The sequence below is a fragment of the Nocardiopsis sp. CA-288880 genome (assembly GCF_050955985.1).
In the GTDB taxonomy this organism is placed as follows: Bacteria; Actinomycetota; Actinomycetes; order Streptosporangiales; family Streptosporangiaceae; genus Nocardiopsis; species Nocardiopsis tropica.
Genome location: NZ_CP192105.1, coordinates 1,031,061 through 1,050,239 on the forward strand (window position 1 = coordinate 1,031,061; position 19,179 = coordinate 1,050,239).

Annotated in this window: 15 protein-coding genes; 10 read left to right on the plus strand and 5 right to left on the minus strand. The window is 73.5% G+C overall.

Going from position 1 to position 19,179, the window contains the following annotated elements; translation table 11 throughout:
- Positions 1 to 66: 66 nt before the first annotated feature.
- On the minus strand, positions 67 to 735 hold the full coding sequence (locus ACQPYD_RS04620; RefSeq protein WP_017570862.1) for a response regulator transcription factor: 669 nt from the start codon (positions 733 to 735) through the stop codon (positions 67 to 69).
- 1,139 nt (positions 736 to 1,874) lie between these two features.
- On the opposite strand from ACQPYD_RS04620, the gene ACQPYD_RS04625 reads away from it, so the two are divergent.
- Together ACQPYD_RS04625 and ACQPYD_RS04630 are read left to right on the plus strand one after the other, a co-directional pair.
- Positions 1,875 to 2,456 (plus strand): hypothetical protein, encoded by a 582-nt coding sequence (locus tag ACQPYD_RS04625; protein WP_433699917.1) that lies wholly within the window; start codon positions 1,875 to 1,877, stop codon positions 2,454 to 2,456.
- A 385-nt stretch (positions 2,457 to 2,841) separates the two neighbouring features.
- The gene (locus ACQPYD_RS04630) at positions 2,842 to 3,297 is read left to right on the plus strand and encodes a hypothetical protein (RefSeq protein WP_433699918.1); all 456 of its coding nucleotides are present in this window, start codon (positions 2,842 to 2,844) and stop codon (positions 3,295 to 3,297) included.
- Positions 3,298 to 3,385: 88 nt separating this feature from the next.
- Here ACQPYD_RS04630 and ACQPYD_RS04635 read toward each other — a convergent pair whose 3' ends face one another.
- The gene (locus ACQPYD_RS04635) at positions 3,386 to 5,518 is read right to left on the minus strand and encodes a bifunctional metallophosphatase/5'-nucleotidase (RefSeq protein WP_433699919.1); all 2,133 of its coding nucleotides are present in this window, start codon (positions 5,516 to 5,518) and stop codon (positions 3,386 to 3,388) included.
- A gap of 323 nt (positions 5,519 to 5,841) precedes the next feature.
- Between ACQPYD_RS04635 and ACQPYD_RS04640 the strand changes: the two genes are divergently transcribed.
- Complete coding sequence (locus ACQPYD_RS04640; protein WP_433699920.1) at positions 5,842 to 6,405, plus strand: hypothetical protein; 564 nt, start codon at positions 5,842 to 5,844, stop codon at positions 6,403 to 6,405.
- A gap of 231 nt (positions 6,406 to 6,636) precedes the next feature.
- On the opposite strand, the gene ACQPYD_RS04645 is transcribed toward ACQPYD_RS04640, so the two are convergent.
- On the minus strand, positions 6,637 to 7,743 hold the full coding sequence (locus ACQPYD_RS04645) for a serine/threonine-protein kinase (protein ID WP_433699921.1): 1,107 nt from the start codon (positions 7,741 to 7,743) through the stop codon (positions 6,637 to 6,639).
- Between the two features lie 189 nt (positions 7,744 to 7,932).
- Here ACQPYD_RS04645 and ACQPYD_RS04650 point away from each other — a divergent pair, with 189 nt between their 5' ends.
- The 7 genes from ACQPYD_RS04650 to ACQPYD_RS04680 all read left to right on the plus strand — a co-directional run bounded on the left by ACQPYD_RS04650 (position 7,933) and on the right by ACQPYD_RS04680 (position 16,303).
- On the plus strand, positions 7,933 to 8,370 hold the full coding sequence (locus ACQPYD_RS04650) for an MmcQ/YjbR family DNA-binding protein (RefSeq protein ID WP_433699922.1): 438 nt from the start codon (positions 7,933 to 7,935) through the stop codon (positions 8,368 to 8,370).
- A 34-nt stretch (positions 8,371 to 8,404) separates the two neighbouring features.
- Positions 8,405 to 10,630 (plus strand): SF1B family DNA helicase RecD2, encoded by a 2,226-nt coding sequence (recD2, locus tag ACQPYD_RS04655; RefSeq protein WP_433699923.1) that lies wholly within the window; start codon positions 8,405 to 8,407, stop codon positions 10,628 to 10,630.
- Between the two features lie 78 nt (positions 10,631 to 10,708).
- Positions 10,709 to 11,143: a (deoxy)nucleoside triphosphate pyrophosphohydrolase gene (locus ACQPYD_RS04660; RefSeq protein ID WP_433701954.1), complete on the plus strand. Its 435-nt coding sequence runs from the start codon at positions 10,709 to 10,711 to the stop codon at positions 11,141 to 11,143.
- 414 nt (positions 11,144 to 11,557) lie between these two features.
- Positions 11,558 to 13,456, plus strand: coding sequence for a translational GTPase TypA (gene typA, locus ACQPYD_RS04665; RefSeq protein ID WP_267948232.1), 1,899 nt, complete (start codon positions 11,558 to 11,560; stop codon positions 13,454 to 13,456).
- Positions 13,457 to 13,549: 93 nt separating this feature from the next.
- Positions 13,550 to 14,209 (plus strand): DUF6758 family protein, encoded by a 660-nt coding sequence (locus ACQPYD_RS04670; RefSeq protein WP_433699924.1) that lies wholly within the window; start codon positions 13,550 to 13,552, stop codon positions 14,207 to 14,209.
- Between the two features lie 61 nt (positions 14,210 to 14,270).
- Positions 14,271 to 15,146, plus strand: a complete 876-nt coding sequence (locus ACQPYD_RS04675) for a PHP domain-containing protein (RefSeq protein WP_433699925.1) — start codon at positions 14,271 to 14,273, stop codon at positions 15,144 to 15,146.
- 110 nt (positions 15,147 to 15,256) lie between these two features.
- Complete coding sequence (locus ACQPYD_RS04680; protein WP_433701955.1) at positions 15,257 to 16,303, plus strand: MBL fold metallo-hydrolase; 1,047 nt, start codon at positions 15,257 to 15,259, stop codon at positions 16,301 to 16,303.
- Positions 16,304 to 16,413: 110 nt separating this feature from the next.
- Here ACQPYD_RS04680 and ACQPYD_RS04685 read toward each other — a convergent pair whose 3' ends face one another.
- Positions 16,414 to 17,322 (minus strand): alpha/beta fold hydrolase, encoded by a 909-nt coding sequence (locus ACQPYD_RS04685; protein WP_433699926.1) that lies wholly within the window; start codon positions 17,320 to 17,322, stop codon positions 16,414 to 16,416.
- A gap of 158 nt (positions 17,323 to 17,480) precedes the next feature.
- The gene (locus ACQPYD_RS04690; RefSeq protein ID WP_433699927.1) at positions 17,481 to 19,040 is read right to left on the minus strand and encodes a DEAD/DEAH box helicase; all 1,560 of its coding nucleotides are present in this window, start codon (positions 19,038 to 19,040) and stop codon (positions 17,481 to 17,483) included.
- Positions 19,041 to 19,179: the final 139 nt, after the last annotated feature.

Sequence of the window (19,179 nt, forward strand, 5' to 3'; positions counted from 1 at the left end):
CACCTCATGTCCGTCCGACCCCGACCGGGCCGACCGGCGCTGAGCGCGTCGGAAACCAAGGTCGTGTCAGTCCCGCTCGAACCGGAAGCCCACGCCCCGGACGGTGGTGATGTACGAGGGCTGGTTGGCGTCGTCGCCGAGCTTGCGTCGCAGCCAGGAGATGTGCATGTCGAGTGTCTTGGTGGAACCCCACCAGTTGGTGTCCCACACCTCGCGCATGATCTGCTCGCGGGTCACCACCTTGCCCGCGTCGCGCACGAGTACGCGCAGGAGGTCGAACTCCTTGGTGGTCAGCTGGAGTTCGCGTTCGCCCAGCCAGGCGCGGCGGGAGTCGTTGTCGATCCGCACGCCGTGCACGACGGGCACCTCCGCGCCGCCCCGGCGCAGCAGCGCGCGGACGCGGGCGAGGAGTTCGGCGAGCCGGAAGGGCTTGGTGACGTAGTCGTCGGCGCCCGCGTCGAGGCCGACGACGGTGTCCACCTCGTCGGCGCGGGCGGTCAGGATGAGGATCGGCGTTCCGTGGCCCTCGGCGCGGAGCCGACGTGCCACCTCTAGCCCGTCCATTTCGGGCAGCCCGAGATCCAGGACCATCAGGTCTATGTCTCCCGCACGGGCACGGTCGAGTGTCTCAATGCCGTTGACGGTCACGTCCACCGTGTAGCCCTCGCGACGGAGTGCGCGCGCGAGAGGCTCGGAGATCGAGACATCGTCTTCGGCCAGCAAAACGCAGGTCATGTTGTCGATCGTAGGTCCGGGGACGCGCATTTCCCTATTATGCGCGCCGGATGTCCCAAGGTTGGCTGAAAATACTCTAATCCCATACCGGTCAAATGGTTCGATTTGCTCTCATGAGACTTTTCTTTGCACTTACTTGTTGAAACTGGGAGTCTTGGTCGTACGCGCGCCCCGGGATCGGTTCCCGGGGCCGTGTGCACGCCCATGCCTCCCCCCTGAAGGTCACTCCGAATGGGAAAGTGGGAGGATTCATAACAAAAGGGGTAGTAAGGCGTCGTGGAGCGGGCGGGAAGCCCGTCGGCGCCCGCCCGCCCCGGCAGCCCCACCGAAGAACCCGCCCGAGCCGGCGCCCCCCGACAGCGAGGAGTCTGTACGTGAACCCCCACGACGAACACGGGTCGGACGGCGGGCCCGGTACTCCGCCGCGCGCAACCGAGGGGCCGGAGGGGCCGCCGGGCGCACCGGGCCAGCAGGGCCGCAAGGAACCCCCGGGCCGCCGGGAAGTCCCGGGGGCGCACGGTCCCCCGGGGGACCAGGGCCCTCCGGAAGGTTCCGGGGTCCACGGGGACCCCGGGGCGGACCGCCGCGCCGCACCTCCCGGCGGCAGCGGCCCCGCCTGGGGCCCGCCGCCCGACCCCGGCCCGGGGCCCGGCCGCCGGGAGCCGCGGTTCCAGCCGCGGCCGCTGCCGCCGACACCGCCGCTCCAGGGGCAGCCGGCCGGCGGCCCGCCCCCACCGGGGGCGGGGCGGGGGCAGGGTCCCGGGGAGCATCCTGCGCCCCCGCACGGACAGGTTCCGCCGGTGGCCCGGGAGGCCCAGGGGCATCAGGGGCCTCAAGGGATGCCTGGGGTCCAGGGGGCACAGGGTTTCCCGGGAGCACAGGGTTTCCCGGGAGCGCAGGGGTTCCAGGGGCCGCAGGGTTTCCAGGGGGCTGAAGGAGCCCACGGGCAGCAGGGCGTGCAGGGTTCCGCGGGGGACCGAGGGGGCCAGGGGCCTGCGAGCGGCCAGGGCGCGCAGGGCTTCCAGGGGGGCCACGGGTCTCCGCAGGCCCCGCCCTCCTTCCAGGGGCCGCAGGGGCCGTTCGGTCCGCCTCCCGCCCAGCCGTCCCGTCCCGGTCGCTACGGCCCCGGTCTCCTGGCCGTGCTCTCCGTCATCGCGGTCCTGGCGGGCGCGTCCTTCCTCGGCGGCGGCATGGCCCTGGGCTGGAGGGTGACCGGGGGCGCGGCCGGGGCCGCCACGGCCGCGGCCGAGTCCTCCGGGGAGCCCGGCGGGGAGGCGTCGGAGGAGGGGTCGCCGACGCCCGGGCCCTCCCCCTCGGAGGAGCCCCCGCCCACCGGCCGGCCCCTCCCCACGGACGAGCCGTCCGTCGGGGCGGAGGAGCTCATCACCGCCGAGGACCTGGTCGACGAGTTGCGCCGCGACTTCCCCATCGACGCGCGGGTGGACGTCACCGACGACATCTGCACGGCGGAGGACGAGGAGGAGAACCTCTTCCGGTGCACCTCCGCCATGGACACCAACCTGATGCGGGCGATCGCCTTCGACGGCGCCGGGATCGCGCTGTTCGCCGCCATGGCCCTGGAGGAGAGCGAGGACAGCACCGCCGCCGACATCCAGGAGGCCTGCCACTTCGTGCTGATCTGGTTCGACGGCGACGCCATGGACCAGGGTGAGCGCGACGACATGGCCGAGGCGACCCGGGAGGCGGCGGGCTGCCCCTGACGTGAGCGCCGATCCGCCGCTCGGGGAGCGGGGCGGCGGATCGGGGCGTCCGACGGCCCTGTGGGCCGCCCGGAGGCGTCGGTCGGGGGTCGGGACGAGGGCGCCGGTCCGGGGCGCCGGTCCGCGCCGACCGGCCGGGACGCGCGGGAGGGCGGTCGGCGTGGGGGCGGCCCGACCGGGGGCGAGGGGAATTCGTGTCGTTAAGCAAGGCGACGAATACTCTGCGTGACAATGGTGGCGTTGGAGGGGGTTGGCCTGGATTCGGGTCCCCCCGCATCCATTCCACCAGGACCACCCGGCCCGGTGCCAGGTTCCACCGTCTCCTGTGGACGACGGTTCCGTGACGCCGCGGCGGTGCCGGTCCCGGAAGACGCGAGGAACGGCGATGGCACACAGAGGCATCCTGAGAACGGCGACGGCGGCACTGGCGCTCGCCCTCCCCACGGCACTGGCGGCGCCGGTCGCCGCCGCGTCGGCGGACCCGCCACCGCAGGAGACCGCCGCCGCCCCCGCGGACCACGGCGCGCCCGGGGACCACACCGCGTCCGACGTCCACGTGGTCCCGGGCTCCTACTCGGTCCGCCACTACTACTCCACCTGGCGGGAGGCACGCACCTACCGGCAACGGGACACCGGGCACCCCACGGGGACCGCGCTGCCGGCCGGGCGCCACTACTTCTTCTGCCAGACCGAGGGGCAGCCCCACTCCGACGGGGACGGCCGCTACTCCACGTGGTGGGTGCTCACCGACGACAGCGCCAACCGGGACGTCTTCGTCAGCGCGACGGCCCTCCGGCTCGCCGAGCCCTGGAAGCCGGTCGCCGGCCTTCCCGGCTGCTGACGCCCTCCGCGCGGCAGGGGCCCGCCCGGGGAGCGCCCCGGACGGGCCCCTGCCGCGCGCCGGCCCCGGGGGACCGGCGCGCCACCCGTCAGGACTCCGGTCCGGCGGACGCGGTGCCGGCGCCCGCGCGCCCGCGGCTCAGGTACAGCGCGGCGCCGCCGGCGCAGACCGCGACCACGGCCGCGGCGACCAGGCCGAACAGCGCGCTGCCGGTCGTCGGCAGCGCACCGTTCGCCCCGTCCGGCCGCCCGGGCTTGTCGTCGCCCGGCCCGCCCCCTCCCGGCGGGGTCGGCCCGGCGCTCGGCGGACCGGTCGGCTCCGCGGGGTCCGTGGGGCCGTCCGTCGGCCCGACCGGCGGCTCGGTGGGCGTGCCGCCGCCGTCCGGCACCGTGGCCTCCTCGCCCACGACGATGCGGCCGGAGCCGCCCTCGGGATACGCCTGCGCCGTGATCCGACCCTCCAGGGTGTCGGTGAGCAGGCGTTCCAGGGCCACCTGGTAGGTCGCCCCGACGACGGTGAAGGGGGCGTCCCGGAACGGGTACATGTCCCCGCCCCTGGCGGAGAAGTCGTTGGTGACCACCGTGACCGGATCGCCGTCGACGACCTCGCCGTCCCGCACGAGGACGGTGCCGTCGTGCAGGATCACGTTGCGCACCCGTTCGCCCGGGGTCGTCACGGTGCCCGCGTCGTCCACCGCCTGCGCGGTGCGCGCCGGGTCGTACGCGAAGTTGACCCCGGCCACCTGCATGAACCCCCCGCTGGCCGCGGGAGCGGCGGCCACGCCCTGCTCCAGCAGCTCCTTGACCTGGGAACGCGGGAGGTCCGGGACCACGGCCACCTGGTTGGCGAACGGCGCGACGGAGTAGGTGTCCAGCGCGCTCAGCGGTCCAGCGGGGAGCACCGACGCGTTGCGGATGCCGCCGCCGTTCTGGATGCCGATCTGCGGCTCGGGCACCCCGTACTCGCCGGCGTTGCGCCTCCCGGTGTCCAGCAGCCCGTCCGCGACCAGGTTGCCCAGGTTCGTCTCCCGGGTGCGCACACCCGGGTTCTGGACCCCGTCGAGGTCGACCTCGCTCAGGGCCACCTCGGTCTCGGCGAGCTGTGCGACGTGGTCGGAGACCGGCCCGGTCACCTCGGCCTCGACCCCGGGGTGGGGGGAGACGGCGTCGCCGCCCGCACCGGACACGCGCACCGGCCCGGAGCGCTCGGAGACCGACACCAGGTCGCCCCCGTCGAAGTTGACGACCAGGCGGCCCACGTACTTGTAGTTCGACCCGGCGGTCACGATCGGGACCGCCGCGCCGTCCGGAGCGGTGGCGACCAGCGGGTAGGCCAGCGGCTCGCCCGTCTCCGGGTGGACGGTGACCTCGTCCCCGGGCACCAGGACGTCGTCGGGGCCGGCCATCACCTCGTGGCCGCCCCCGGCCACGATGGCGTCGACGCCGGTCAGCTCCCGGGCCACACGTTCCTCGTAGGCGATGTTCTGCAGGTGGGAGATCATGATGATCTTGTCGACGCCCTCGCCGGTCAGCCGGTCGACCTCGGCCTGGACCGGGACGACGAGGTCCTCGACCACCACCCCGCGCGGGCTGGTGATGGTGGCCAGCGGGGGGTAGAGGGCGCCGACGATGCCGACCCGCTCCCCCGAGACCTCGACCACGGTGCTGGGGGCGATCCGGCCCGCCGCCTCCTGGGCCGCCAGGGCCGGCTCGGCCGAGACGTCCACGTTCGCGGCGACCACCGTCGTGTCCCCGGTGAGCTGGTCCACGAAGTCGGCGTACACGTCCGGACCGAAGTCGAACTCGTGGTTGCCCATGGAGATCGCGTCGTAGCGGGCGTGGTTGGCGGCGATGGCGTCGTAGGAGGGCGCACCGTCCTCCTGGGAGGCGGCGAACTCGGGTCCGGGAAGGTACATGTCACCGGAGTTGACGGTGACGACACCGCGCTCGCGGGCCTCGTCGGCCCCGGCCTCCGCGCCGTCGCCCTCGGTCTCCCGGAGCCGGTCGAGCAGCGTGGTGAAGCGGGCCGCGCCGCCGAAGTCGTCCTGGCCGGAGGCGGAGAGCAGCTGCGACTCGGGGTCGTTGGCGTGGAGGATCGTCAGCGTGAAGTCGGGGGTGCCGTCGGGGGCCGCGGGCCGGACCGCGGCCGAGGCCGACGGCAGCGGGACCGCGAAGGCGCCCACCAGCATCAGCGCCGCTGAGGCGCGCACGAGTCTGGACATGTCTGCGGGACTCCTTCGGGGGATCGGTGGGGGGATCCGCCTGCGGCGGGAGGGGGCCGGGGCGGAGCACCCTGGAGGGGCGAGAAGGATCGGGCACGTGCCGAGGGGTTACGATGTGCGGAATCCGCGGTGCGGACCGGGGATCTCGTCCCAGCCGTACCGCCTCGTACAGCTTCTCACGCCCCCATCATCACCCCCGGTGACCGCCGCCGCCCCTCACACGGGGGAGTGTCGGGGAATTCGCCGCCCGATCCCGCGCCCGGCGGGCCGGCCGCCCCTACCATGGGGGAGGCAAGTTCGCTCGACACCCTCGGAGGACGTCAGTGTTTCCCTCTGGCCAGGACCCGTACGACCCCAACGGGGCACAGGGCGGAGGCGACGTCCCGCCGCAGCGGGGGCTCCCCGACTTCGGCGCCCGCTTCGACGCGCTCCGCCCCGACGCGCCGCTGCCGAGGAAGGTGGCGGTCGTGCGCACGCTCATGTACATCGGCGGCGCCTGCGGCCTCGGGCTGACGGCCCTGTTCCTGCTGGGGCTGAGCGTGCCCCAGGAGGTGATGGCCGACGCCCTGCGCCAGCAGGCGGACCTCGCCGCCGAGGAGGGCGTCGAGCTCGCGGTCAGCGTCGAGATGATGCGCTCCATGATGATCACCATGGCCGCCGTCACCGGTGTGTACGGACTGCTGTCCACGCTCCTGGCCGGCCGGATCCGGCAGCGCACCGTCGGCGTCTTCTGGGGCGTGGTGGCCTTCCAGACCGTCGCCGGGGGCCTCCTGCTGTGGAACCTCGTCCTCGGCGACCTGATCGCCGCCGTCCCGCTGGGCTTCGCGGTCACGATGATCGTCCACATGTTCTCCCGTGAGGGCCGCGCCCACTACGGGCTCCTCTAGGGCGTGGTCCGCGGACCCCCGCCCTGCTGCGCGTCGCCCCGGCACGCCCCTCGCGGCGTTCTCCTCTGTCGACAGGACCCCACCCTGACTCCTTCTTCGGCCTTGCGATGAACGCACCGGATGCGCCGCTCGCGACGGACAGCATCCACGGAACACGCCCTGGGCCGTGGTCCGCGGGTCACCCCGGGCCCGCGTCCGCCGGGCCCGCTCCGGGGCGCGCCGCTGCGGGTGCTACGGGGCGGACCCGTCCGCCCCGGTGTCCGGGGCGGCGCGGCCGAACAGGCGCGAGCCCTCGCGCGGGGGCTGCGGCGGGCGCACCGCCACCTCCGTCCACCTGCGCTCCAACAGGCCGCGCACGGCCGCGGCGCCCGTCCCCGGCGAGGCCTCCCCGCCCTCCGGCGGGCGCACCCCGCCCTCCGGGGACTCCAGGGCCAGCGCCTCCCGGAGCAGCTCCTCGGAGTCCGGCCTCTCGTCCGGATCCTTGGACATCGCGGCGAGCACCAGCCGCTCCAGGCCGGGCGGCAGGTGCTGGAGGTCGGGCTCCTCGAACATCACACGCCGGGCCATCTCCTTGACGTCCGCCCTCCCGAACGGGTCGTGCGCCACCGAGGCGAACGCCGTCACCGCCCCCCACAGGAACACGTCGGCCTTCTGCGTCGTGGGCCGGCGCTGGTACTGCTCGGGGCTGATCCACCCGGGCGTTCCCAGCCGGTCCACCGTCGAGGCGACCCGCTCGTCCGCCAGGGTGTCCGGTGAGGGCAGCCCGAGGTCGCGGTAGGCGCGGCGCATCCGGCGCAGCCGGATCCACTTGGTCGGGTCGGGGTCCTCCACGGGATGCGCGATGCCGAAGTCGAGGATCTTGGGTCCGGTGGGGGAGAGCACCACGTTGCTCGGCTTGAGGTCGCGGTGCACCACCCCGGCCGCGTGGACGGCGCGCAGCGCCTCGGCCGTGCCGACGGCCAGTCCCAGCAGCATGCCCCTGCGCAGCCGCCCGAACCGCTCCACGTGGTACCGCAGGGTCGGCCCGGGGACGTACTCGGTGATCATCCACGGCAGGTCCGCCTCCACGTCGGCGCGCACGAACCGCGCCACCGAGGGGCTGTTCACCCTGGAGAGCAGGCGGGCCTCGAGCGCGAACCTCTCGCGGAACCGGCGGTCGGCGGCCTGCTCCGGGTGGACGACCTTCACCGCCAGGTAGCCGTGCACGCCGGGGGAGTCCGCCGCGTACACGGTGCCCATGCCGCCGGAGCCGATCCGGCCGCGCACCCTGTGCCCGCCGATCTCGCGGGGGTCACCGGGCTCCAGGGGGTCGAGCCTGCGTGCGCCTCTGGCCTTCATGGACGCTCCCTTGTCGGTGGGGGCTGCTGCGCCGGAGTCTATCCGCGGCCCTCCCGGGGCCGGCCGGCACGCGCCGCACGGCCCCGGCCCCCGGCGGCCCGCCCGCAGGGGACCCGCCCGCCGCGGCGCCGGGCCCTCCCGAACGTCGTCGCCCTCTGGCACTGTCGGGGGCGAGAGGAAGGCGACGCCATGACACCCGGACAGTTCATCGACGCGGCGCTGTGGTTCCCCGAGGCCGACGAGAGCGAGCCCTTCGGTCCCGGCGCCCTGGTCTACAAGGTGGCGGGGCAGAAGATGTTCGCCCTGCTCACAGGGGGGTCCGACCAGGGCGGCGAGGACGACGCCCCGGCCACGGCCAACCTCAAGTGCGATCCTGACCTGGCCCTGGAGCTGCGGGACCGGTACCCGGCCGTCACCCCCGGCTACCACATGAGCAAGAAGCACTGGAACTCCGTGCTCCTCGACGGCACCGTGCCCGACGACGAGGTCGCCGAGATGCTGAGGCACTCCTACGTCCTGGTGGCGAGTAGCCTGCGCAGAGCCGACCGCGACCGCGTGCTCGCCGTGCTCGGCGATGACGCGCCGGACCTCGGAGGGGCGGGCACGGCGGCACCGGAACAGGCGTGAACGCGCCCGGTCCACGGGAGAGGAGGGCGACCACGTGTCCGACGGAACCTTCCGGCCCGCGGTCGTGCAGGGTGTCCTGGAACGCATCACCTATGCCAACGAGGACAACGGGTACACCGTCGCCAAGGTCGACACGGGGCGGGGCGCGCACGACCTCCTCACCGTCGTCGGGTCCCTCATGGGGGTCCAGCCGGGAGAGGCGCTGCGCATGCACGGCCGCTGGGGGTCGCACCCCCAGTACGGCAGGCAGTTCCACGTGGACGACTACACCACCGTCCTGCCCGCCACCGTGCAGGGCATCCGCCGCTACCTCGGCTCGGGCCTGATCAAGGGCATCGGCCCCAAGATGGCCGAGCGCATCGTCGGGCACTTCGGCACCGAGGCGCTGGAGGTCATCGAGGAGCACCCCGAGAGGCTCATCGAGGTGCCCGGCCTCGGACCCAAGCGCACCAGGCTCATCGCGGACGCCTGGGAGGAGCAGAAGGCCATCAAGGAGGTCATGGTCTTCCTCCAGGGGGTCGAGGTCACCACCTCCCTCGCCGTGCGCATCTACAAGAAGTACGGCGACGCCTCCGTCGACGTCGTGCAGAAGGAGCCGTACCGCCTGGCCACCGACGTCTGGGGGATCGGCTTCAAGACCGCCGACACCATCGCCCGGGCCGTGGGCATCCCGCACGACAGCCCGCAGCGGGTGATGGCCGGGATCCAGTTCACCCTCTCGGAGTCCACGGGCGACGGCCACTGCTACCTCCCCGAGGAGAAGCTCATCTCCGCCGCGGTGAAGATCCTCCAGGTGGAGGCGGGCCTGGTGATCGAGTGCCTCGCCGAACTCGTCGCCGCCGAGGGCGTGGTCCGCGAGACCGTGCCCGGCCCCGCGGGCGAACCCGTCCGCGCCGTCTACCTGCTGCCGATGCACCGCGCCGAGATCGGCCTCACCTCGGGGCTGCGCTCGCTGCTCGCCCACCCGGCCGACCGCATCCCCGCCTTCGCCGGAGCCGACTGGGACGTCGTCATGGACTGGCTGCGCAAGCGCACCCGCGCCGACCTCGCCGAGGCCCAGCGCGAGGCCGTCCGGCTGGCCCTCACGGAGAAGGTGTGCGTGCTCACCGGCGGCCCCGGCTGCGGCAAGTCCTTCACCGTCGCGTCCGTCGTCACGCTGGCCGCGGCCAAGCACGCGAAGATCATCCTGGCCGCGCCCACGGGGCGGGCCGCCAAGCGCCTCACCGAGATGACCGGGATCGAGGCGCGCACGGTCCACCGGCTCCTCGAACTCCGGCCGGGGGGCGACGCCGCCTTCGACCGCGACAACCCCCTCGACTGCGACCTGCTGGTCGTGGACGAGGCGTCGATGCTGGACGTGCTCCTGGCCAACAAGCTGGTCAAGGCGGTGCCGCCCGGGGCCCACCTGCTGTTCGTCGGCGACGTCGACCAGCTGCCGTCGGTCGGGGCGGGCCAGGTCCTCAGGGACCTCCTGGCCGAGGGCTCCCCCGTCCCCAGCGTGCGCCTGACCCACGTCTTCCGGCAGGCCCAGGACTCCGGCGTCATCACCAACGCCCACAGGATCAACGGCGGGGAGCCGCCGCGGTTCGAGGGCATGGCCGACTTCTTCCTGTTCCCCTGCGAGGAGTCCGAGGACGCCGCGCGGATGACCGTGGACGTGGTCGCCAACCGGATCCCCCGCCGGTTCGGCCTCGACCCGCGCCGGGACGTCCAGGTGCTCACCCCCATGAAGGGCGGGCCCGCCGGGGCGGCCAACCTCAACACGGTGCTCCAGTCCGCGGTGACCCCCGCGGGCGACCACGTCCCGGAGCGCCGTTTCGGCGGCCGCGTCTTCCGCGTCGGCGACAAGGTCACGCAGATCCGCAACAACTACGACAAGGGCGAGAACGGGGTGTTCAACGGGACGCTCGGCGTGGTCGAGGGCATCGACGCTGTCGCCCAGGAGATCACGGTGCGCACGGACGAGGAGGAGGAGATCGTCTACGACTTCGCGGAACTGGACGAACTCGCCCACGCCTACGCCATCACCGTGCACCGCTCCCAGGGCAGCGAGTACCCCGCCGTGGTCGTCCCCGTCACCACCAGCGCCTGGATGATGCTCCAGCGCAACCTCCTCTACACGGCCGTCACCAGGGCCAAGAGGCTGGTCGTCCTGGTGGGGTCCCGCCGGGCCCTGGCCCAGGCGGTCCGCAACGCCTCCTCCGGCCACCGGCACACCGCCCTGGCACACCGGCTCCGGTCGGCCCCGGCGGGCGCCTGAACACGGGCTCCCCGCCGCCCCGGGCCGGGGGCGGAGCCGCGGACCGGAACACGCCCTAGGCTGGCGGGCGTGGAACACGTGGAGCAGCAGACCCTGGTCGTGGTGGGCGCGGTCGTCATCCGGGACGGCCTGGCACTGGCCGCCCAGCGGGCCGACCCCCCGGCCCTGCGGGGGAGGTGGGAGTTCCCCGGCGGCAAGGTCGACCCGGGGGAGACCCCGGCCGACGCGGTGGTCCGCGAGTGCCGGGAGGAACTCGGCGTCACCGTCCGGCCCCTCCACAGGATCGGCGGGGACGCGCCCTTCCCCGCCCCCGGCCCCTCCCGGCCGAGGCCCGCCGTGCTCCGGCTCTGGCGCGTCGAACTGGTCGCCGGCGAGCCCGAGGCGCTGGAACACCTCTCCCTGCGCTGGCTCACCGCCTCCGGCCTGCGCACCGTCCCGTGGCTGCCCGCGGACGTCCCCTTCCTCGACCTGATCGCACCCCTGCTCGCACCGGGGACCGCCGCCCACCCGTAGGCTGTACCCACCGGTCCGTCCGCGACCGGGGCCCGTGCCCGGCCTCCGCCGGCGCCCGGGACACGCCCCGGCGGACGCCGGAGAGCACCACCCCGGTACCGCCCTCGCCCGGTCGAGCGGTCGGCGCCGGGAGGGAAACGGGCTCGGGGAAGCGCCGGGCGTCCCACCGCGTCGAGGAATCGGACCCGCGGCGACGCACTCGGAACCTCCGCGGACCGACCCCGCGCCGCCGTTCCCGGACCGGTACGGCCGTCCGTGCGGTGAACGCGGGGCGGCCGGCGCCGGCGCCGGGCGGTCGGGGGTGACCGGGGTGACCCGCACGTTTCCCAACCAGACCACTATGACCGCATAAACTGGCAACGGGCCGTGGCAATCTGCGGTCTCTTCCCAGTACCAGGAGATCGAGACTTTCCCATGTCCAGCGCTACGCCCGTCGAGGGCTCCGCACGCCGCAGCGACCTCCGCAACGTCGCGATCGTGGCCCACGTGGACCACGGCAAGACGACCCTCGTTGACGCCATGCTCTGGCAGTCCGGTGTGTTCCGTGAGAACCAGGACGTCGACGACCGGGTGATGGACTCCAACGACTTGGAGCGCGAGAAGGGCATCACCATTCTCGCGAAGAACACGGCCGTCCACTACACCACGCCCGAGGGCGAGGACGTGGTCATCAACATCATCGACACCCCCGGCCACGCCGACTTCGGCGGCGAGGTCGAGCGCGGCCTGTCCATGGTCGACGGCGTCGTCCTGCTCGTGGACGCGAGCGAGGGCCCGCTCCCGCAGACCCGCTTCGTGCTCCGCAAGGCCCTCCAGGCCAAGCTCCCCGTCATCCTCGTCATCAACAAGGTCGACCGGCCCGACAGCCGGATCGCCGAGGTCGTGGACGACACCTACGAGCTGTTCATGGACCTGGACGCCGACGAGTCGCAGATCGAGTTCCCGATCGTCTACACCTGCGCCCGCGACGGCAAGGCCTCCCTGGAGCGTCCCGAGAACGGCACCGTGCCGGAGAACGACAACCTCGTTCCGCTCTTCAGCACCATCCTGGAGACCATCCCGGCCCCGGAGTACATCCCGGACGCCCCCCTCCAGGCCCACGTCACCAACCTGGACGCCTCCCCCTTCCTGGGCCGCCTCGCGCTCGTCCGGGTGCAGCAGGGCGAGCTCCGCAAGGGCCAGCAGGTCGCGTGGATCCGCACCGACGGCAGCACCCAGCAGGTCAAGATCACCGAGCTGCTGATGACCGACGGGCTGGAGCGCAAGCCCGCCGAGAAGGCGGGGCCCGGCGACATCGCGGCCATCGCCGGCATCGAGAACATCATGATCGGCGAGACCCTCGCCGACCTGGAGAACCCGGTCCCGCTCCCCCTGATCACGGTGGACGAGCCGGCCATCTCCATGACCATCGGCACCAACACCTCGCCGCTCGTCGGCAAGGTCAAGGGCTCCAAGGTCACCGCCCGCCTGGTCAAGGACCGCCTGGAGAAGGAGCTCGTCGGCAACGTCTCCCTGCGCATCCTGCCCACCGAGCGGCCCGACACCTGGGAGGTGCAGGGCCGCGGCGAGCTGGCGCTGGCCATCCTGGTCGAGCAGATGCGCCGCGAGGGCTACGAGCTGACCGTCGGCAAGCCGCAGGTGGTCACCAAGGTCATCGACGGCAAGGTCCACGAGCCCGTCGAGCGCCTCACGGTGGACGCCCCCGAGGAGTACATGGGCGCCATCACCCAGCTGCTCAGCGTCCGCAAGGGCCGCATGGAGAACATGGTCAACCACGGCACCGGCTGGGTGCGCATGGACTGGCTGGTCCCCTCCCGCGGCCTCATCGGCTTCCGCACCGAGTTCCTCACCGAGACCCGGGGCACCGGCATCGCCCACCACGTCTTCGAGAAGGTCGAGCCGTGGTTCGGTGAGCTGCGCACCCGTCCCAACGGGTCCCTGGTGGCCGACCGGGCGGGCGTGGCGGTGCCGTTCGCGATGTTCAACCTCCAGGAGCGCGGCACGCTGTTCGTCGAGCCCACCACCGAGGTGTACGAGGGCATGATCGTCGGCGAGAACTCGCGCTCCGACGACATGGACGTCAACATCACCAAGGAGAAGAAGCTCACCAACATGCGCTCGGCCACCGGCGACGAGCTGGTGCGCCTGGTGCCGCCGCGCAAGCTGTCCCTGGAGCAGGCCCTGGAGTTCTGCCGCGAGGACGAGTGCGTCGAGGTCACCCCCGAGCACGTGCGCATCCGCAAGGTCGTCCTCGACCAGAAGGAGCGCGGCCGCACCGCGGCCAACAAGAAGCGCCAGCAGCAGTCCTCGTAGGGCGTACGGGGTCGCACACGGTGGGCGGGTCGCGTACGCGACCCGCCCACCGGGCGTTTTCCCGCCGGGGTGCCCGGGTAGGTCGCAAACAGCATGAAGACCGAGCCCTCGTGTCCCCGGTGCGGGCGCGCGGTCCAGCCTCCGGGGCTGTGGACCAGCGCCTGGCAGTGCGACGTCCACGGAGCCGTGGCCCCGCTGCAGGGCGTTCGCGCCCCGGGCACGTCCTCGCTCGAGGCACTCCTGCCCCAGGCGCGCGTCCCGGTGTGGATCCCCTGGCCGCTGCCCGCCAACTGGGTCGTCACCGGGTTCGCCGAGGCCGGTGACGAACGCAGCGGCTCGCTCGCCACGGTCGTCGCCCTGTCCGGACCCGACCCCCTCGGCGGGGTCGGCGAGATCGCCATCGTCGCCGAGGACCCCGGCGTCGGGCTCGGCGCACGCCTCGCCGGCCTGGACGGGCCGGATCCCGGCAACGGTTTCGACGCGGCGGCGGCCGACGCCAAACTGCGGTTCGACGGCCACGAGATCGCCCTGTGGAACGTGGCGGTGGGACGCGACCGGGCGGTGTACACGGGCGAGGCGCTCGCCCACTGGCTGTGGATCGTCTTCGCCTCCGCCGACACCGGCCTCCTCATGTGCGAGATCAACTCCCTGAGGGACCTGCGCGACATCAACGACGGCGGCGTCGCGCTGGAGCCGCCGTTCGGGGCGGCGAGCCCCTTCCTCTCCCGCGTCCTCGCCCCCCGGGAGGGCTGACCGGGGCCCGCGGGCCCACCCGTGCGGGGCACCCGGCCCGGGACTTACGTACAATCGCCCGGTGACACGTATCGACCTGCACTCGCACAGCTCGGTCTCCGACGGGACCGACGCCCCCGCCGACGTCGTCGGGCACGCGGTCGCCGCGGGTCTGGACGTCCTGGCCCTCACCGACCACGACACCGTCGGCGGGATCGGGGAGGCGGCCGCGCACCTCCCGCCGGGGTTCACGCTCGTCCCGGGGATGGAGCTGTCCTGCGCCTACGCCGGCTCCAGCGTCCACCTGGTGTCCTACCTCTTCGACCCCGACGACCCCGGCCTGGACGGCGAACTGCGCAGGGTGCGCTCCGACAGGGCCTCCCGCGCGGAGGAGATGGTCCGCAAGCTCAGGGAGCAGGGGGTGGACGTCTCCTGGGAGCGGGTCCTGGAGATCGCGGGGGCGGGCCGGGCGGAGTACGCCGACGCCAACACGATCGGCCGCCCCCACCTGGCCCGCGCGATCGTGGAGGCCGGCGCCGCCCGCGACGTCCAGGACGCCTTCGACCGCTGGATCGGCTCGGGCGGCCCCGCCTACGCCTCCCGGTACGCGATCGACCCCGTCCGCGCGGTCGGCCTGGTCAGGGCCGCGGGCGGGGTGTGCTCCCTGGCCCATCCGGCCCGCGCGGAGGGCTCCCTCAACGGGGCCGTCCCGCTGGACCTCGTGGAGCGCATGGTCGAGGCGGGGCTGGGGGGCATCGAGGCGGACCACCCCTCCCACAACCGGAAGCAGACCGCGTACTGGCGGGGCGTGGCCGCCGACCTGGGCGTGGTGGTGACCGGTTCCAGCGACGACCACGGGAGCCTCACGGGCCACCGGCTCGGACGCCACACCACCGCCCCCGACGCGTTCGACGAGCTCGTGGAGCCCGCGACGGGGGTCCCTCTGATCAAGGGGTGACCAGCGTGTCGCCCTCCGGCGTCCGGTACGGTACCGACCACTGCGCGGTAGCGCGACAATGGTCGCAGCAGAACTACCTGTACCTGGACGAAACCGAAAGGTCTGACGCCGTGTTCTGGAAGCGGAAGCCGAAGAAGCAGGAAGGCCCGGAGGCCACCGATTCCGCTGCGGAGGTCGCGGTGGACGACAAGGAGGCGGCCGGGGCGACCGACTCCGGCGCGGCCGGGGAGAACCCGTCCGAGGAGAAGGACGCGGTCGCGGAGGCCGCGGAGAAGGACTCCGGCCCGACCGACGGCTCCGAGAAGGACTCCGGCGGGGCCGAGGCGGACGCCGCCTCCACCGACGAGAAGCCCGTCGCCGACGCCGACGAGGCGCCCGACGACGACGAGAAGCCCGTCGTCGGCGAGGGGGAGCCCGACGCGGACGCGGAGGCCGCCGAAGCGGACGAGGACGCCGAGGACGGGGTGGCCGGGGCGGACGAGCCCGTCGGGCTGTTCGCCGACGAGACGGAGGAGGCGGGCGTGACCGGCCCCGACTCCGACGGCATCACGCGCGTGCGCAGCGTCGGCGTCTTCGAGTTCGACGACGAGAAGTTCGACGTCGTCGCCAACACGTGGATCGTGAAGGCGGACGACGAGGGCGTCATCGTCATCGACCCCGGTTACGACGCCGAGGCCGTCCTGGAGGCCGTCGGAGACCGCGAGATCTACCTCGTGGCCTGCACCAACGCCTACGGCCCGCACATCGAGTCGGCCATCAAGGTCGCCGAGGAGGCGGACGCCGACATCGCGCTGCACCCCCGCGAGATGCGCGCCTGGCGGCGCCACCACGGGGCCGAGCACCGGCCCGAGATCGAGGTGGAGGGCCAGGGCGCCCTCGACATCGCGGACCTGCACATCGACGTCCTCGCGCTGCCCGGCACCTCCTCCGGCAGCGTCGGCTACTACATCGCCGAACTGGGCGTCGTCTTCAGCGGCGACGCGCTGCGCAAGGGCGAGCCGGGCATGGTCGGCAACACCTACATCGACTACACGACGCAGCTGGCCTCCATCGGTGAGGCACTGCTGTCCCTCCCGCCGGACACCCGCATCCTGCCGGACCGCGGTCCGTCCACCACCTCGGGCGCGGAGAGCAAGAACTTCGACTCCTGGGTCTGACCCCGGACAGGAGCAACGCCGTGCCGCCGCCCCTCGGGGCGGCGGCACGGCGCGTTCGGGCGCCGGGGGCGTGACCCCGCGTCACACCGGTGACGGTTCCGTTCTGCCCGTCAGCGCCGGCCGACCGACTCCGTCTCGTTCCAGAACGAGGTCAGCACACCCGACGTGGTCTCGGGCGCCTCGACGTTGGGGGAGTGGCCCGCGCCGGGCACCACCAGTCTTCGCGCGCCCATCCGCTCGGCCATGTCGTCCTGGGCGGCCGGGGTCCACGCGGTGTCGTTCTCGCCGTAGACGACGAGCGAGGGGATCTTCAGGTCGGCGAGTTCGCCGACCCGGTCCTCGGCGCCCAGCAGGTCCTCGGCGGTGCGCATCAGCCCCAGGGCGCTGCTGGCCAGCAGCCGTTCCCGGAGGAACTCCCGGATCACCGGGTCGGGGGTACGGCTGCGCGCCTCCGCGTCGAACCGCTCCTCCCACAGCTCGCGGAGCCGTTCGGGGGTGGGGTCGACGGAGAGGGCGGCGATGAGGCCGCGGGCGTTCATGGCGCCCGGGCCGTCCAGGGCCGCCGGGCCGCTGCACATCAGGGTCAGCGAAGCGAGGTCGGCGAGCCCGGACAGAGCGGTCTCGCGGGCCACCAGGCCGCCGAAGGAGTGCCCCACCAGGTGGGCCTGTCCGCTTCCGCCGACGAGGTGGAGGACCTCGGCGACCACGCCGCCGAGGGAGGACAGGCGGTAGTCGGGGAGCTGGACGCCAGGGGGAGCCCGGAGGGTCTCCGGTCCCGGCGACTCGTAGGTGCCGGGAAGGTCGATCGCGACCACTTCCCGGCCCGCCTGGGCGAGGCTCTGGAGGAGGGCGATGAAGTCCTCCTTGCTGCCGGTGAAACCGTGCACCAGGACAGCGGGAGCCAGCTCGGTGCCCCCTGAGGTGGGAAGAGCGCGCAGGGCGGCGAGGGGACCGTAGGAGAGGGGCAGGTCCGCGCGCCGCACGCCCGGCGGCAGGTCGATGAACTGAGGTGTACTCACGTCGGGCCACCCTAGACGATCGGTGGCCCGGCCCGGGATATCCCGGGCCGTGGCCGGCGGAGCGGCCGCCGACACCGGCACCGCGGGGGAGACGCGGTGCCCGCACGTCGTGCGCTCGCCGTGGCGCCCGTCCTCACGGGCGCGGCACGGCGGAGGGGTCAGGTGTTCTCGGGGTCCCGGTGGGCGGTGCCGCCGCGGGTGCGGCGGCGGCGCCGGATCCTGCGGGCGCCCTCGTCGGTGGACGCGGCACCGCCGCGGGGGGCCTCCGCCTGGGCCGGTGCGGTGGTCTCCGCCTTGACCGCGGTCCCCTCGGCCGGAGCCGATCCCTGGCCGCCGCGGGTACGGCGGCGCGAGCGGTTGCGGCCGCGTTCGCCGCCGCCCTCGCCCCGGCCGCCGGTCGCGCGGCCGCTCTCGCCCCTGCCGCCGGCGCCGCGGTCGCGGCCGCCGTCACGCCGGCCGCCGCGGTCGCCCCGGGGCATGCCGGTGTCGCCGATGTCCTCGATCTCCTCGGCCTCCAGGCCGGCGTGGTCGGCACGCTTGTCGGCGGCCAGCTTGCCCTTGGTGCCGGCGGGGATCCGCAGCGCCTCGAAGAAGTGCGGCGAGGTGGAGTAGGTCTCCTCCGGCTCGGCGAAGGGCAGGTCCAGGGCCGCGTTGATCAGCTTCCAGCGCGGCATCTCCTGCCAGTCCACGAAGGTGACGGCGGTGCCGCTGCGCCCGGCGCGGCCGGTGCGGCCGATGCGGTGCGTGTAGGTCTTCTCGTCCTCGGGCGTCTCGTAGTTGACGACGTGCGTGACGTCGTCCACGTCGAGCCCGCGGGCGGCCACGTCGGTGGCGACCAGGATGTTGATCTTGCCGTTGCGGAAGGCCCGCAGCGCCCGCTCGCGCTGGCTCTGCCCCAGGTCGCCGTGCACGGCCGCGACGGCGAACCCGCGCGTCTTGAGCTCGGTGGCGACGCGGTCGCAGGCGCGCTTGGTCTGGCAGAACACCATGCTCTGGCCGTGGTCCTCCGCCTGGACCAGGCGGGCGAGCATCTCGATCTTGTCCATCTGGTGGGTCCGCAGCGCGTGCTGCGTGATCCGTCCGGTGATCGCGGAGCCGTCGATCTCGTTGTCGTCGCCCGCGCGGACGTGCGTCGGCTGGCGCAGGTACTTGCGGGACAGGGAGACGATCTCGCTCGGCATGGTGGCCGAGAAGAGCATCACCTGGCGCTCGGCGGGGATCCTGGTGAGGATGCGCTCGATGTCGGGGAGGAAGCCGAGGTCGAGCATCTTGTCGGCCTCGTCCAGGACCACCGCGGACACCTCGTCCAGGCGCAGGTGCTTCTGGTTCTCCAGGTCGAGCAGCCGGCCCGGGGTGCCGACGACGACGTCGGTGCCCTCCTTGAGCCCGTTGACCTGCGGCTCGTAGGAACGGCCGCCGTAGACGGTCAGCACACGGCCGCCGCTGCGCTTGGCGGCGGTGGTCAGGTCGGCCGCGACCTGGATGGCCAGCTCGCGGGTCGGGACCACCACGAGCGCGCGGGGGCGCTTGGAGGTGCCGGGGGCCTTCTGCGCCCGCTGGAGCAGCGGGAGGCCGAAGGCCAGGGTCTTGCCGGTACCGGTGCGGGCCTGGCCGATGATGTCGCTGCCGTGCAGCGCGATCGGCAGGGCGAGCTCCTGGATCGGGAAGGGCTCCGAGATCCCCTCCGCCTCCAGGGCGTCGGCGAGCTCGGTGCTCACTCCCAGGTCGCGGAAGGTCGTCTTGGGTTTGGTCGTGTCATCTGTGGTGCTCAGGGCTCAAGCCTCCATCTTGGCGGGCCGCAACGTGGCGTGGCCGCGGCGGGGTGCGGTCGCGGTCGGCTCGTGGCCGCCGCGATGG